Below are 15,082 nucleotides of genomic sequence, written 5' to 3'. Positions count from 1 at the left end.
GAAAGGAAATGCAAGATGCGGGCGGGAAAATTTCACTGTGCGCCGGGCCGGAGCTGTCTGAGCTTTTCGCGCAGCCGTTCGGTCAGCAGCGTCGAACGCGCCTCGAGCCTGCTGTTCTCCACCGCCATCCGGACCGCCCGGCGGCTGCCGACCAGAATCAGCAGCTTCTTCGCCCGGGTCATGGCGGTGTAAAGCAGATTCCGCTGCAGCATCATGTAATGCTGGGTCAGGAAAGGCAGCACGACGACCGGGAATTCGCTGCCCTGCGCCTTGTGCACGGTCACCGCGTAGGAGAGCGTCAGCTGGTCCGCCTCGTCAAGCGCGTAGTCGACTGAATGCGGCCCGTCGAAGACGACGGTGAATTTCTTCGCCTCCGGCATGATGCGGGTGATGCGGCCCATATCGCCGTTGAACACGCTCTTATCGTAGTTGTTCGCAATCTGCATGACCTTGTCGCCGAGCTTGAACATGCGTTCGCCGAAGCGGAAAGCGATTTTATCGCCCGGATTCAGCAGCGCTTCAAGCCGTTCGTTGATGGTGACCGTGCCGCAGCAGCCGCGGTTCATCGGAGTCAGAATCTGCACGTCGTCGACCGGATCGAACGGAAAACGCGCCGGAATCCGCTCAGCGACCATCTTCTCGATGATCGCCAGCGCCTTTTCGGGGTCGTCCTGTTCGATCCAGTAGAAATCGGCAAGCTCGCCGTCCTGCATCTGCGGTTTCTCCGGCATGACGCCGCGGTTGACCCGGTGGGCGTTCACGATGATCCGGCTTCCCTCCGCCTGGCGGAAAATCCGCTCAAGCTGCGTCACCCGGAACCAGCCCGAGGCGAGAAAGCTTTCCAGCACCGTTCCCGGCCCGACCGAAGGCAGCTGGTCGCGGTCGCCGACGAGAACGACCGAGCAGCCCGGCTCGATCGCCCGGAACAGCGCCTGCGCGAGCAGGAGGTCGAGCATCGAAACCTCGTCCACGATCAGGAGATCGTACGGCAGCGGCGCCCCGGCGCCATAGGTGAACTTGTTCGTGGCCGGGTCGAACTGCAGCAGCCGATGGATCGTTTTCGCCGCACTGCCGGTCGATTCGGAGAGCCGCTTGGCGGCACGCCCGGTCGGAGCGGCGATGCCGATCCGGAGCCCGGCCTTGCGGGCGCGCCGGACGATCTCCCCGACGACCGTCGTCTTGCCGACGCCGGGACCGCCGGTGATGATCGTCAGAGGGGACTCGTTGACGCGGTCGACCGCCAGCTGCTGCTCCTCGGCCAGCAGCAGCTTCCCCCCGGCGACCGGACGCAGCTTTTTCCCCGCGAAAACCGGCTGGCAGGCGAGCCGGGCGACGAGTTCCGGCAATTCAAGCTCGGCGCGGGCCAGCATCGGCGTATAAATCCGGTTGTCCATGATCCGCAGCAGCCGCCGCTCGACCGCCGCTTCGATGCCGAGCCGGGCCGTTCCGGGCGGCACGCCGGCCAGGTCGGCGGTCGCCGCCATGAGCTCCTCGAGCGTGCAGCAGACGTTTCCGTTCGCAATCATGTTGTTCAGCGTAAAGACCGCCGCCGCGGTCAGCCGCGACACGGCATCACGGGCGACGCCGAGCGCCCTGGCGATCTCATCCGCCTTCAGGAAGCCGATTCCGTCGACCTCTTCGGCCAGGCGGTACGGGTTCGTGCGCACCATCTGCGGCGCGGCTTCGCCATAGCGCTTGAACAGCCGCGAGCAGAAGGCGGGAGAAATGCCGAGCCCCTGCATGAAGATGTAGCTGTCGCGCCGCGCAGCCGACTCCCGCCAGACCCGGGCGACGGCTTCGGCTTTCTTGGGGCCGATGCCGGGAACCTGTTCGAGGCAGGATGCGCCGCCGTCGAGCATGTCGAGCGTTTTTTCCTTGAAATGGTCCACGATGAGCCCGGCGGTCTTTTTGCCGATGCCGGGAATCGCGCCGGAACTCAGGTAGCGTTTGATGCCGTCCGGCGTGCTCGGCAGGATGATCCGGAAGCTCTCCGCCCTGAACTGGCGGCCGAATTCGGCATGCTGTTCCCAGAAGCCTTCCAGTTCGACCTCCTGTCCGGCGGCGAGTCCGGCCAGCGCGCCGCGCGCGGTATATTCGCGGCTGCCGGTTTCGCGGATGCGGAGGACGGCGAAAGAGCCGTCATCGTTCTCATAGATGATCCGGGCGATCTCCCCGCGCAGCACGGCGCGCTCCCGGGCTTCGAGCCCGCTCACGGCCGCCTCCTCAGTTCGAACAGCGTCAGGCCGTCCGCATCGAACCGCCGGATGAACTCCTCCGGGTGGGCGTTCGCCCAGTCGAGCTCGATGCGCGGCTCCGGCGCCGGGAAGGTGCGCAGATCCACCAGCAGGAAGTCGGCCCCGGCCGTGCGCAGGCGCTCCAGCCAGGTTTCATAGGAGCCCGGAATGCGCATCTCCTCGAAGCTGTGGTAATCCCACGGATCCGGCTTGCCGGAAGCGGTGACCGGAATCGAAAGCAGCGTGTTGCCGCCCTCCGACCCGATGAAGTTGTAGTAGTAGGCGCCGCAGTAGGCGATGCGCAGGCCGAGCCGCGTTGCCGACTGGTCGAGAAGCTGCCGGACCTCCTCGTTGGCCGGAGAGACGAACTGGCTCCGGATGGAGGAGGCGATGGCCTGGGACGCGCCGAAGCGGTATCCGGCGTCGAGCAGGAGAAACACGGCGGTCCCCGCCGCTATTCCAATTCTCAGAATCCGGCTCCGGCTCCGGAAAAAGCCGAACAGAATCGCCCCTCCGATCGCGTAATGGAGCAGCATCGCCAGGCCGTGCGTCGGGTAATGAAGCTGCCGGTACGAAGCCAGATAGAGCAGCGCCGCAATGACTGCCGCCATCCCCCGGCCGGAGCGGAAGAACCGGAATCGCCGGAGCCGTTCCAGCGGCACGGCGCCGCAGACGGCGGCGAGCATGGCCAGCGGAATGATCTGCCTCGGCTGGGTCATTGAAGGGTAGACCCGCAGCTGGATTGCGAGCAGCACGACAATAATCGCGCCGAGCACCGTGGCGGCCTTCACCCGGAACGGCCGGCGGCCGAAACGCTTCGTGCCGATCCAGCCGGTCAGCGCCGCCGCGAGAAAAACGAGAAGCAGCAGCGCATTCGGGAGATGGAGACTGTTGCTGTCCGCATTGACGAAGAACGCCCAGGCCCGGCGGCTCCAGCCGATCGCCGGAGCGTGAAGATCGAGGTAGTTCGGGAACAGCACCCATTCGCCGATGCCGATCCGGGCCGGGAAGAACGGATTCCCCGCCACGATCCAGTTGGCGATGAAGCAGGGCGATGCCGTCACAGCCGCCGCCGAAATACACCAGAGCAGATTGCGGCGGCAGGCCGGACGCAGAAACCAGACGGCGGCCCCTGCCGCCAGCAGCGCGGGCGGCGCGAGCATGAGCCCGAGGTATTTGGTCCCGGCCGCCATGCCGAAGCCCGCTCCGGCCAGCAGGAACCAGCCGGGCCGGTTCCGCCGCGCGCCGGTCACGAGAAAAACCAGCCCGATGAGCAGGAACGTTCCGGTCACGATATCGGTATTGGCCACGGTCGCGTTGCGGAACACCACGCCGGTAAAAGCGACGAAAAGCCCGGCCCCGATGGCGGACATGCGCCGGAATCCGACTGCCAGCGCGCCGGAAATCGCCGCGAATACGCCGAGCAGCAGAAAGAAAAACTGGTAATTTTTGGCGAAGAAATCGGTGCCGGCGGAAACCATCTGCCAGGCGTAGATGAGTTCTCCATAACACGGGTAACTGGAGGTCACGAAACCGGGCTGCGTCAGCCGCTCGACCGTACCGGTGGCGATCCACACCGCCGGATAATACAAGTGATAGATCATCGCATCGGTGCCGATCGCGGAGAGATAGCCGTAGGCGCGCCACTGGTAGCCGAGGAATCCGCACAGGAGCGCCAGAAGCGCGAGCTCGGGCAGAGAGAGCCTGAGCGGCGGGAGCTTCAGGCGCGGCCGTTCGCGTTCGACGGCCAGCACCGCCGCGCCGGCAACCCATGCCGCGACAAAGGCGCTGCCCGCCGTCAGCAACCCGGCAGACCCGAGTATGGCCGGAACCGCCGTCATGAAAAGGACGTACAAAAATCCGGCGACGGCGAAGAATTCGAACCAGTTATGCGGCCGGAACCGCCGGGCCAGCAATCCCGAGGCCAGCAGCAGCGGCAGCTGATAGAGCAGGTAAAATGCCGGCAGGATCGCACCGGTCAGTATATTCGTGAATTCCGTCATGATGTTCATGATGAAACGTACCACGTTTTGACCGGAAAGTCAATCCCGGCAGACAAAAAATCCCCCGCCGTGCCTGCGGCGGGGGATCGGAAAAAAGCGGAGTTATTTCGACTGCGACAGGAACGGCAGTTCGATATTCTGCTGCTGGCACAAATTCAGATACTGAACCGCAGTGAGCGTCACAGTGACCGCAATCAGCACAAGGCTCACGGCGGCCAGCGTCAGGTAAAGCCGCGACGGCGCACCGGCCGCGGGAGCCGGCTTGAACTTCGGCTCGACAGCGGGCTTCGCCTCCGCTTCCGCAGCAGGCTTGACCTCTTTGACGGCGGCAACCTGGATCTCTTTTTCGGCTGCGGGCTTCGCCTCCTTGCCCGCGGCGGCAGCGCTCGTGCCCGCCGCGGCAGCATTCGTGCTCCCGGCAGATTTCAGCAGATGATCGCTGACGGCCGGTTTGTGGCCTGCCCCCTTCAAACCGGGGACATCCGGGCCGACCGTCCCCTCCGGCAGCGGTCTCGCCGCCGGCACCGTATGCAGCAGCACAACAGGAACTCCATCCTTCGACTGCTGCTCTGCTCCGTGGCCGGGCAGCACCATGGTCGCCTTCGACGGATCGGCGGCCGGGGCGGCAGGAGCCGGCACCTTCGGCGGAATCATGCCGGGGCGCGCCGGACGGGCAATCTTGATCGTATCGCTGCTGTCGAGGTCGGACTCGGAGTCCTCCCCGGCGATCTTCACGCCGGCCGGGGTGACCGCCGACGGCCGTAGACGCACGGTTTTCCGGGTCTTGGTGTCTTCGGAGTCGGACGGAGCCGCGTCTGCCGGACCATTGACCTTGACGCTCGCAGGCGAAACCGCAGTCGGCTTGAGAACGATGGTTTTGCGGGTCTGCGTATTGGCGCCGTCGCCCGCCGGCCTGCCGACAATCGGAATCGCCGGTTTGATCGACGGGCCGGCGGTCTGCGTCGCAATCGGCTTGAGCTTGACCGTGCGGCGGGTCTGGGTGTCTTCCATGACCTCGAGGTTGCCGGTATCGGTATCGCGGCCGCTCAGCGGATCGGTGAGCGGAGCCTTCGGCAGCGGGGTCAGATTGATTCCGGCAGGAGTCACCGACGGCCGCAGACGCACGGTTTTCCGGGTCTTGGTATCGTCGCTGTCCTCGACCGGCGCGTTATCTTGATTGTTCTTATCCGGATCGACCATCTTTCACCCTTTCATTCTGGCTGATACAATCGAAAAATAATCTCTCATTGAAAAATTTAACGCCGCTTTTCGGAAAATCAATCCGTTTGCCGGGATAAATGACAAAAAATATTCGAAAAAGATCTCCTCCTGCCCGGATTCGGGCATTTCCGCCTCCGCAGCGCCTCCTGTCATACGGCCGGAACCGGAGGAGAGCAATGCCGGAAACGCGGGAGAAACGGATCATATGGAAATAATATGTATTTTTTTTAAATACAGTATTGACATTGCCGCCCGATTGTGTCATAATATATACTGTATTGAAAATAAACACAGAGAAGCACAGATTCCTTTATGGTCGAAAACAATATCAGGTTCAGCCGCGCGGATCAGCTGACGCAGCACTTGAAAGAACGCTGCCGGAAGCTCGGCATCGGCGAAAAATTCCTGTCGGTCCGGCAGATCATGGACGAGTTCAACGTGAGCCAGATCACGGTCAAGCAGGCGATGGAGCGACTCTGCGAATCGGGCGTGCTCGAAGCGCAGGAGCGGCGCGGCTACTTCGTGCGCCATGCGCCGCGTTACGGAAAAATCGCCTGCCTGATCCCGGCTGAAATATCGAATCTCCGCTGGGAGTTTCCCGGGCTGCTGCTGCGCGAAACCTCTGCCGCCGGATTCGAACAGATCATCGTGGATATGCCGAGCAATGCCGCGGGCATCGCGATGCTGCCGGAACTCAAGGCCGATGCGATTCTGTTCATGCCGTACGGTCACGAACCGATCACGCCCGACCAGTTGAACCGGATGATGGCCCAGCCGGTTCCCGTGGTGATTCTTTACGGAACGGTCCGGGTCGAAGGGTGCCGGTATGTCGACAACGACAATGAATTCTGCGGAATGCTGGCCGCGACGCATCTGCTGATGAACGGGCACCGCAAACTGGCGGTTCTGGTTTCGGAGCCGGAAGTCCCGCTGGTCCGGGAGCGTATCGCCGGGTTCCTGAAATGCGCGGAGGCGTACCGGCTCGACATCGAAGTGCTGAATCCGCACATCAGGGTGGGAGAACACTCCCCGACGAAAAGCGGCGAGTTCTTCAGGCGGTATCTGGAAGCGAATCCGGAACCGGGATTCACAGGGCTGTTCGTCCTCTCCGAGCTCCCGGCGCAGGAGATCGCCCGGACGGCGCGCGAGTACGGACTCGACATCCCGGAAGATTTCAGCCTCATCACGCTCGGCCGAAGCTCCCGTGAGTCCGAACTTGACTTCACGACGATCAACAGCCGCCGCGACCGGGTCGCCCACTATGCGGTGCGTCTCGTCAAAGAGCATTTCGAGCAGGTGAAAAACGCACCGACGCACTATATCATCACTCCGGAGATTCATTTCGGCAAAACCGTGAAAAACATCAATGTTCCTCAACTTGGAAAGGCGGGAAAGTAAAGGACGGCTCTCCACAATATTCAGATCAATGCCGTACTTTTCTGCGCATAATAGAGGGTATGTGAAGCTTTCTGTTCCGGTTTTTCATGACAACTCCTTTGGGTTAAATAAGTTTTCTGCCTGCGGCAGCTGAATTGTTCTATCTGCTTTTCTTATTTTGTTCGTCTGCATTGTCGCGGGATTCGCGGGGGAAATACATTTCCCCCGCACCCCCATTTCTTACTCTGTGCCGGGCTTTCATTTCCCGTGGGTTGCGCCCTTACCGCCCGCGGCAGAGGACTTTGTCCTCCTTACTTGTCCGCCTGCGGCGGCCAACTCTTCACCGCCCGCTTCGCGGGCTGCGGCAGAGGGCCTTCGCTCCGCTGCGTTCACCTTCGTCGCACCTGCTCCTCGCTGCCCGCTTCGGCTGCCGCCGAACCGTGCAGTCCGTTCACATCCGCTGCGCGGCGCATACCGCGCTTTTTTTGCCGGGCATCTGTGCCATCTGGCTTCACATACCCTCTATTATGCGCAGGCCTTTTACCCTGATCGAACTTCTCGTCGTGATTGCGATCATCGCGATCCTCGCCTCGATGCTGCTGCCGGCGCTGAACTCGGCGCGGGACCGGGCGAAAGACGCGAAGTGCACCGGCAACCACAAGCAGGTGATCGCCGCACAGCTCATGTATTCCGGCGACAACAACGGCCGGATGGTCGTCAACACCATGGGACGCCCCTTCGGGGACGTGCTTCTGGGCGTCAAGCTGAACGCGGCCCCGAACTGGGACTACACGCCGGATTCCAAATTCGCCAGCTACATCTCCCCCGGCAGCAAGCAGGTGCTCGTCTGCCCGTTCCATATCGGCGCCGACTCGAAGCAGTTCGACGGCTGGCAGACCAACGGCATGTACATGGGCGTCTGGGATACCAGCTACACGAACAACACCGACAAGACCGGCGCATATATGAACATGATCAACTCGGCGAACGTGTTCTATATGGTCAACAAGGTCCGGCGGCCGAGCGAGCTGCACGTCTATGCCGACACCGCCCAGTACGGCAGCGGCGACTATTTCAAGGTGCCGCGCGGCATCAATCAGTACAGCCACATCAGCAACGGCGTCGGCGTGCCGTCCGGCGGAACCGATTCCGGCATCTGGCTCGGCCATCACGACTCGGCAAACGTCTCCTTCATCGACGGCCACACGGCCCGCAGGAATTCGTCCGAACTCCGCAACGGCGTCATGCAGGTCAGAAAGGTCATCACGAAGCAGCTCGAGCGGCGCATGATGTAATCCGGCGCGTCTCCCCGTTCCATCCGTCTTCCGCAGGCCCGGCCTCTGCCGGGCCCGGGATCGTATGCCCATTCACCGTAACTCCAGGAACCATTGCATGAACAGGATCAAACTGGCGGCCGCCGTCCTGGCCGCCGCCCTTGCACTTCCCGCCCTCCGCGCCGGCGACTCCCCCTGGGGAATCGCCGCCCATCCGCACTCCGAAATGGAGTGGAAGAACATCGACAGACAGCTCGGCATGATGCGCGAAGCCGGGATGACTTCGCTGCGCCACGACATGAAATTCTCGGGCATCGCCCGCAAGAAAGGCGAATACGATTTCCGCCGGTATGATGAACTGCTTGCCAGGCTCGACGAATACGGAATGCACTTTCTGCCGATTCTCGAAGGCTATGACTGGGAGATCGAAAAGAGCCGTCCCGACGCCGTGCCGCTTTACAAGCATCCGGAGGAGTGGCGGAAATTCGTCCGCGCCTGCGCTGAACACTACAAAGGCAGGCTCAAAGTCTGGGAAATCTGGAACGAGCAGGACGGAGGCTTCTGGAAGCCGAACCCGAATGCCTCGCAATACGTCCCGCTGCTCAAAATCGCCTATGAGGAGCTGAAGGCGGCTGATCCCGAAAATATCGTGGTCGTCGGCGGACTCTGCGGCTGGAACACGGGCTATCTGCGCGACATGTACGCCGCCGGGGCGAAAGGATTCTTCGACCTGATCGCAGTCCATCCGTACGGCTACGGCCCCGACCAGAGTTCGTTCCAGCAGAAGCGCATGGCCGAATTCAAACAGATCATGGCCGACAACGGCGACGCCGCGAAACCGCTCTGGATCACCGAGTGCGGCGGCGCCACTCACCGCAGCAGCCTCATCGCTCAGCAGCCGGACGTATTCAGGAAAGCGATCGGATATGCGGCCGGGAAAATCGGCCGAGCGCTGCCGGAAAACCTCGTCGTCGGCGCCCCGGTGTCGCAGGAGTTCCCGGACCGCGATTTCAGCGACACCCGCGCCTGGCTGCCGGGAGCGAAGCTTGTGCCGGTCACTCCGGACGAACTCGCCGAAGCCGACCCGGCGAAACTGCCGGTTTTCCTCGGCTGCGAACATACGACCGTCGAAGAAGCCTACAAAAAGCCGATGCTCGAATATGTGAAGAAAGGCGGAATCCTGCTCGCGTTCGGGGAGGTTCCGATGTACAACCTCCGCTACCGCAACCGGCAGGGAAACTGGTCGACGCGCGGCGCGGCGGACGAACTGCACTCCCTTTTCGGAATCGGCTTCCAGGCGTGGTGGACGAAGCCGGGAATTCCGAAGTTCACCCTGCGGACCCGGACGACCGGAGCGGGAAAAGAGGCGGGAATCAATGATTTCAGAAACGTCTACACCACCCGTTTCCTGACCGCCGCGAACATGAAGGAGGGCGACGCCTGCGTACCGCTGGTCGAGGCGCTCGACGGCAAAGGCGAACCGGCCGGAGAAGGCATGGCGCTCTATACCTTCCGCGACCGCAAAGGCGCGATCCTCGGCTGCACGATGCAGTTCGCCGGCGGCTTCACCGAGCAGGAACAGGCGGAGCTGCTCCAGACGCTCTACCTCTCGTATCTTGCGAACGGCATCGACCGGCTCTACTTTTACGACTTCCACAGCGACGGCGAAAGCCCGGCCGAACGGGAGAACAACTTCGGCATCGTCCGCTGGAATTACGAACCGAAGCCGGCCTACTTCGCCTACCGGGCGATGACCGCCGCGCTCGGGCGCGCTCCGAAATTCGCCGGACGGGTCGAAGGCGTGCCGGAGCACGTTCAGGCGCTCCTCTTCGACCGGGCCGAAGGCGGCAGAGTGCTCGCCGCCTGGTCGACCGGGGAACCGCACCGGTTCGAATACGCCGGGAAAGCTGTCGAAGCCGGAACGAAGGTCTCCTTCACGGCACTCTGACGCCGTGCCGGTTCCTCCCGGCCGGGGCGTCAGGGACGGAACCGGGTGCCGCGCCGGAAGCGCTCCGGACTCTCCCCGATGCAGCGCCGGATGAACCGGCAGAAATAACTGACTTCGGGAATTCCGGAGCGGCGCGCCACCTCGGCCAGCGGCAGGCGCGTCTGCTGCAGCAGCGAAAGCGCGTGCTGCAGACGCAAATTCGCCAGATACTCGGAGGGCGTCAGCTCCATCTTCGCTTTGAACACGCGGCGGACGGTCGAACGGCTGAGCCCGAGCTCGTCCGCAATCGCGTTCACATTCAAATCCGGATCGGAAAAGTTCTCGCGGCAGAGCCGGATAATCCGCGCCGTCAGCTCCGACTCGCGCGAACCGTCGCCGTCGCCGCCGACCCGGGCCAGGATCGCGCCGATCACCGAGACCATTTCGCGCCAGCAGAACGGCGTCATCTCCTGCATCAGGAGCCCGAAGCGGATGAACAGGTCATGCGGGCAGCTGCCGGACGGGGTGCAGTGCGGCGAAAATCCGTAACCGCGCATATATTCGCCGGCAAGCGGGCCGTCGAAGGCGATCCAGCGGTACTCCCACCCCTCCGGCCCGGCTTCATGGTCATGCGGCTCGAACGGCAGATGATAAAAGACGTCGCCGGGACGGACCGGAACCGTTTCTCCCGCAATGCGGCTGCGCCCCTCCCCGCGAACCGTCCAGAACAGCTGGACGAACGGCTTCTCGCCGGCCGGAACGAACTCCCGTTCCCCCCCGCGGATTTTGAAATGGCCGACCGAACGCGGATAGAACGGCAGCGCGACATTCGGCAGCTGCTGCGGATTCGGCCGGTGGACGACCAATATTTCCGACTCTTCGTTACGAATTCTCACATCTGCCCCCAAAGTACCGTAACTGCACCAACAATCCAATTGCCTTCCGGCGCATTCACCGGTATAATATAGGCATCGAGACGCAAAAATGCAATTCATGGAGGCTTTCATGTCGAAAATCGTACTGGTCGGCGCGGGCGGCGTCATCTTCGCCCAAAATTTTCTCAAGGATATCCTGACCGACCCGGAGCTGCGGACGCACGAGGTCACGCTGATGGATATCGATGCCGGGCGGCTGGCCAACGCGGTCGCCGTCGCCGGGCTCATCGCGGCAAAGCTCGGCATCCGCTTCACCCCGCACGCCACGACCGACCTCCGCGAAGCGCTGAACGGCGCGAACTACGTCATCACGATCTTCCGCTCCGGGACGATCCGGCACCAGGAACTCGAGTATGAAATCCCGATGAAATACGGCGTCGACCAGGTCGTCTCCGACACGCTCGGCCCCGGCGGAATTTTTCGCGGACTGCGCACGTTGAAGGATCTCTTTGAAGTTCTCGAGGTCATGGAGCAGGAGTGTCCCGGCGCATATCTGCTGAACTACGTGAACCCGATGTCGATGAACACCATCGCGCTCTCCAGGCGCGCCCGGACCGTCAGGGTCGCCGGGCTCTGCCACAGCGTGCAGCACACTTCGCGGCAGATTGCGGAGTGGACCGGAACGCCGTACGAAAAACTCCGCTTCCTTGCCGCCGGCGTCAACCATATGGCGTTTCTGCTGAAACTCGAGGCGGACGGGCAGGACCTCTATCCGAAACTCCGCGCCTGCCTCGACCGGCCGGAAATCTACAAAAAGGAGAAAGTCCGCTTCGAGATTCTGCGCCACTTCGGCTACTTCCCGACCGAGAGCAGCGGACACAACAGCGAATACCTGCCGTACTTCCGCAAACGACAGGACCTGATCGACCGCTTCTGCCGCAACGATTTCCCGGAGGTGGACGAAAACGGCATCGACTGGAATTCAATGAGCGCCGGCGTCTCCGGCGCATCGGTGCAGATCTGCCGCGGACTCCAGATCCGCAACGAAAAACAGATTGCCGGATATCTGGACGGGAGCCGCGAGATCGACCTCGCGTCAAGCGTCGAGTACGGCGTCCAGATCATCGCGGCCATCGAGAAAAACCGGCCGCTCGCCGCAAATCTGAACGTCATGAACCGCGGACTCATCGCGACGCTGCCGCCGGAATGCTGCGTCGAAGTGCCGTGTCTCGTGGACGGCGGCGGCATCGTCCCCGGCAGAATCGAAGATTTCCCCGAACAGCTCGCCGCAATCGACCGCGGCATGGTCGGCGCCCAGATCCTCGGCGCGCAAGGCGCGCTCGACGGCGACCGGCGCGCAATTTTCCACGCCATCGCCGCCGACCCGAATACGCAGAGCAAGCTCGGACTCGACGAGATCCGGTCGATGACCGACGAACTCTTCGACGCGCTGGCCGACGTCATCGACCCGCGTTTTTCCAGATAACGCCCCGGCCGCCTGAAACGTCGCGGAAAAACCGGAGGAGAACAAAGCGCCTCCTCCGGCCGCCGCACCCGGTGAAACGAACGGGAGTCACCGGAAAAAGACCGTCTCCCCGAACCGCTCGAGATCCCAGAGCTCCCGGCCGCGGATCACGAAAGCCGGATTTCCGCGCTCAAGTTCGCGGTGTCCGCGCCAGGCCTCGGCTTCGAGCCCGGCCAGCGACGCGGCGTTCCGCTCCGCGAGCTTCGCGGCGAGCCGCGCAAGCGCAAGCCGCCGGTTCTGAAGCTGCGAACGCTCTTCGCACGCCGTTGTGCGCAGCCCGGTCGGACGGTGCAGCGCCTGAACCCGCGTATCCGCCGTGTTCACATGCTGACCGCCCGGCCCGCTCGAGCGCGAAACCGTGACCTCGACATCCTCGGGCCGGAACGCGAGCACCGGATCGGCCTCGAACCGGCGGATGCCGGCGAACCAGTTCCGCCGCTTGTGGTGCGGCCGGAACGGACTGGCGGAGACCCAGAGAACCGTGCCGCAGAGCAGCGCGGTCATGGCTCCGGCCTCCTTGCCCCCCACTTCGAAAAGAACCGACCGCAGCGAATCGCGTTCCCAGTCACCGCAGAGGTCGACCGGGCAGACGGAGACCCCCGCCGCCATCAGGCGGCCGGAAAGAAACCGTGCCAGCTTCGCGGTCAGGAGACGGCACTCCTCCGGTCCCTGTCCGGAAGAGATTTCAAGAAAAATGCGTTTCATGGCTCACTCCCTTCCGGCCGGACTTTTGTAAGTCAGCACCGGCGTGAAGGCGGCAATGACCCGGACAATCCCGGCGGCTTCGAGATCGGCGACGACCGTGTCGACGTTCTTATAAGCCTCCGGCGCCTCCTCGAACAACAGCGCACGGTCGCGGCAGACGACGATACCGCCGAGCTTCGTGCGGCGCAGGGCCTCCGCATCATACCGGTTTTCAAGCCGGGAACGCGCGCCGGAACGGTTCCACTTGCGCCCGGCGCCGTGGGCGCAAGACCAGAGATTGTCCGCCTGCTCCCCGCAGGGTTCAACCAGATAACTCGGCGTGCCGCGCGAGCCGGCGATCACGAACGGCAGACCGGACTCCGTCGAAGCCGCGCCCTTGCGGTGAATCCACCGGCCGGCGGCGAAAGGGTCGGGAGCAACCGAATTATGGCAGTTGTCCGAAACGCATTCGCCCTCGGCGCCGGCCAGCGAAAGAAACCCTTCCGCGGCGAGGCGGCGGCTCCGCTTCGCCCACGCCAGCAGACGGTTGTGACGCTCGAGATAGCGTTTCCCCGCCTCCGACTCCGGATCAAGTCCGCCCTTCGGCGTACGTTCGAGGAGCGCGGGGCCGTGACCGCGGCTGCCGGAGTGGACCAGCAGCCAGAGGTTCCGCCGGTTGAGCCCGAGCTCCCGCGCCCGGTCCGGAAGCCGGATTCCGGCGAGCTCCTGCAGCTCCGCGAAATGGTTGCCGTGACCGAGCGTGCCGAGCTCGCGGCGCAGCCAGTCCGGCCACTCCGCCGGAAAATCGGCTTCCGGCACCGGAATTCCTCCGGAAAGCAGCCGCCGTTCAAGCCGGGCGGCTTTGAATTTTCCGGCCGGAACCGTGGTGCGGAAGAACGCCATGCCGCAGCCCGCATCGCCGCCGACGAGCTCGGGATAGATGATTTTTTCCGTCTGCACGGCAGCACCGACCGGGGCTGAAAGCCCCGGGTGCAAATCCGGCATCCCGGCGGCGGCGGTTACTCCGGGCAGCGCCGCCGTTTGTTTGAGCTGTTCGACCGCCCGCCCTTCCATCCAGGTGGAGGCGGAATGGTAAAAATGGATCTTGTCCTGTGTATTCAAAACAGAATTCCCCGAAAACATGATTATGAACAAAGAGAAAATAAGGCCCGGACGGCCGGAATCCGGGCACACGAATCCACGGAATGTTTTCGAGAGAAAGACCGCAGGAGAAGCGTGCCGGAATCAGCCGGCGAAAGCCGGAACAAGTTTTGCGGTTGTGCGGTTCATAAGTCACCTCCATGAGTTGAAGTGCTGCATCTTTTCTAAAATATCCCGCTGTCGGAAAAAATGCAAACGGATTTCGGCGGAGGAGGTTGATTATTTCCGTTTTCAAGCCGATATTATATGATCGTCATAAAGAGAAACGCCTGTCAATACGGAGGAATTCGATGTTTCAGGACCCCTTCATCCTGTCGGTGCTGCTCGCGCTGGCGGCCGTCACCGGAGTTTTCTTCGGCGTGCCGCGCCTGCGCCGCTCCGGATGCGCCGCCACGACGGGCATGAAAGTCGCCGCACCGGGGTGCTTCGTCTCTCTGTTCCTGTTCGCGCTCATCCTGACCTTCGTCTCGACGGCCGGGGCCGGTCTTTTCCTGCTCGCCGCCATTCCGCTGATCCTGGTGCCGACTGCATTCGTCCTGCTGCCGAACCTGACCGGAATTGTGCAGGCCCGGCTCGGGCTCGAAGTCACGCCCGGCCAGAAACTCGCCGCAATGATCTGTTATTTCTGCTTCATGCTTCTGTTCCTGATTCTGCTCGCCATTCTCTTTCTATGTTACTACCGTTATGCCGGAGCCGGGAAATAAACGTTTTTTCCGACTTCAGCAAACTGTTTTCTAATATTTTCCGCAAATCTTCCGAAAAATCCGATTAATTTCGGTTTTCACTATTGACATTCCGCTT

General features: G+C 62.7%; 11 protein-coding genes. 5 read left to right on the top strand and 6 right to left on the bottom strand.

Annotation, left to right across the window (positions count from 1 at the left end):
- Window positions 1-32: 32 nt before the first annotated feature.
- From recD2 to FYJ85_RS15200, 3 genes are all read right to left on the bottom strand, one after another.
- Window positions 33-2,213 carry an SF1B family DNA helicase RecD2 gene (gene recD2, locus FYJ85_RS15210; protein ID WP_206213225.1) on the bottom strand — a complete coding sequence of 727 codons (2,181 nt, stop codon included), beginning with the start codon at window positions 2,211-2,213 and terminating at the stop codon, window positions 33-35.
- Window positions 2,210-4,246 carry a glycosyltransferase family 39 protein gene (locus tag FYJ85_RS15205; RefSeq protein ID WP_154419399.1) on the bottom strand — a complete coding sequence of 679 codons (2,037 nt, stop codon included), beginning with the start codon at window positions 4,244-4,246 and terminating at the stop codon, window positions 2,210-2,212. The genes recD2 and FYJ85_RS15205 overlap by 4 nt, the downstream gene beginning before the upstream one ends.
- Window positions 4,247-4,339: 93 nt before the next feature.
- On the bottom strand, window positions 4,340-5,437 hold the full coding sequence (locus FYJ85_RS15200; RefSeq protein WP_154419398.1) for a hypothetical protein: 1,098 nt from the start codon (window positions 5,435-5,437) through the stop codon (window positions 4,340-4,342).
- Between the two features lie 333 nt (window positions 5,438-5,770).
- Here FYJ85_RS15200 and FYJ85_RS15195 point away from each other — a divergent pair, with 333 nt between their 5' ends.
- The 3 genes from FYJ85_RS15195 (at window position 5,771) to FYJ85_RS15185 (ending at window position 10,057) form a co-directional block, all read left to right on the top strand.
- Entirely contained in the window at window positions 5,771-6,856 is a 1,086-nt protein-coding gene (locus FYJ85_RS15195; protein ID WP_154419397.1) for a LacI family DNA-binding transcriptional regulator, read from the top strand.
- A gap of 506 nt (window positions 6,857-7,362) precedes the next feature.
- Window positions 7,363-8,130, top strand: a complete 768-nt coding sequence (locus tag FYJ85_RS15190) for a type II secretion system protein (protein ID WP_154419396.1) — start codon at window positions 7,363-7,365, stop codon at window positions 8,128-8,130.
- A 97-nt stretch (window positions 8,131-8,227) separates the two neighbouring features.
- Window positions 8,228-10,057 (top strand): glycoside hydrolase family protein, encoded by a 1,830-nt coding sequence (locus FYJ85_RS15185; protein WP_206213224.1) that lies wholly within the window; start codon window positions 8,228-8,230, stop codon window positions 10,055-10,057.
- 29 nt (window positions 10,058-10,086) lie between these two features.
- On the opposite strand, the gene FYJ85_RS15180 is transcribed toward FYJ85_RS15185, so the two are convergent.
- Window positions 10,087-10,932 (bottom strand): helix-turn-helix domain-containing protein, encoded by an 846-nt coding sequence (locus tag FYJ85_RS15180; RefSeq protein ID WP_206213223.1) that lies wholly within the window; start codon window positions 10,930-10,932, stop codon window positions 10,087-10,089.
- 109 nt (window positions 10,933-11,041) lie between these two features.
- Between FYJ85_RS15180 and FYJ85_RS15175 the strand changes: the two genes are divergently transcribed.
- The gene (locus tag FYJ85_RS15175) at window positions 11,042-12,397 is read left to right on the top strand and encodes a family 4 glycosyl hydrolase (RefSeq protein WP_158703979.1); all 1,356 of its coding nucleotides are present in this window, start codon (window positions 11,042-11,044) and stop codon (window positions 12,395-12,397) included.
- A gap of 87 nt (window positions 12,398-12,484) precedes the next feature.
- Here FYJ85_RS15175 and prfH read toward each other — a convergent pair whose 3' ends face one another.
- Window positions 12,485-13,141, bottom strand: a complete 657-nt coding sequence (gene prfH / locus FYJ85_RS15170; RefSeq protein ID WP_106053414.1) for a peptide chain release factor H — start codon at window positions 13,139-13,141, stop codon at window positions 12,485-12,487.
- Between the two features lie 3 nt (window positions 13,142-13,144).
- Entirely contained in the window at window positions 13,145-14,242 is a 1,098-nt protein-coding gene (locus FYJ85_RS15165; RefSeq protein WP_206213222.1) for an RNA ligase RtcB family protein, read from the bottom strand.
- A gap of 329 nt (window positions 14,243-14,571) precedes the next feature.
- Here FYJ85_RS15165 and FYJ85_RS15160 point away from each other — a divergent pair, with 329 nt between their 5' ends.
- Window positions 14,572-14,985 (top strand): hypothetical protein, encoded by a 414-nt coding sequence (locus FYJ85_RS15160; RefSeq protein WP_106053415.1) that lies wholly within the window; start codon window positions 14,572-14,574, stop codon window positions 14,983-14,985.
- Window positions 14,986-15,082: the final 97 nt, after the last annotated feature.

The sequence above is a fragment of the Victivallis lenta genome (assembly GCF_009695545.1).
In the GTDB taxonomy this organism is placed as follows: Bacteria; Verrucomicrobiota; Lentisphaeria; order Victivallales; family Victivallaceae; genus Victivallis; species Victivallis lenta.
This window is presented reverse-complemented; position numbering and strand designations above follow the sequence as displayed.

What these genes read in the sequence shown, in the direction of transcription:
- FYJ85_RS15205 (WP_154419399.1), bottom strand. Translation starts at nt 4,246, where the DNA reads ATGAACATCATGACGGAATTCACGAATATACTGACCGGTGCGATCCTG.
- FYJ85_RS15195 (WP_154419397.1), top strand. Translation starts at nt 5,771, where the DNA reads ATGGTCGAAAACAATATCAGGTTCAGCCGCGCGGATCAGCTGACGCAG.
- FYJ85_RS15190 (WP_154419396.1), top strand. Translation starts at nt 7,363, where the DNA reads ATGCGCAGGCCTTTTACCCTGATCGAACTTCTCGTCGTGATTGCGATC.
- FYJ85_RS15175 (WP_158703979.1), top strand. Translation starts at nt 11,042, where the DNA reads ATGTCGAAAATCGTACTGGTCGGCGCGGGCGGCGTCATCTTCGCCCAA.
- prfH (WP_106053414.1), bottom strand. Translation starts at nt 13,141, where the DNA reads ATGAAACGCATTTTTCTTGAAATCTCTTCCGGACAGGGACCGGAGGAG.
- FYJ85_RS15160 (WP_106053415.1), top strand. Translation starts at nt 14,572, where the DNA reads ATGTTTCAGGACCCCTTCATCCTGTCGGTGCTGCTCGCGCTGGCGGCC.
- FYJ85_RS15200 (WP_154419398.1), bottom strand. Translation starts at nt 5,437, where the DNA reads ATGGTCGATCCGGATAAGAACAATCAAGATAACGCGCCGGTCGAGGAC.
- FYJ85_RS15185 (WP_206213224.1), top strand. Translation starts at nt 8,228, where the DNA reads ATGAACAGGATCAAACTGGCGGCCGCCGTCCTGGCCGCCGCCCTTGCA.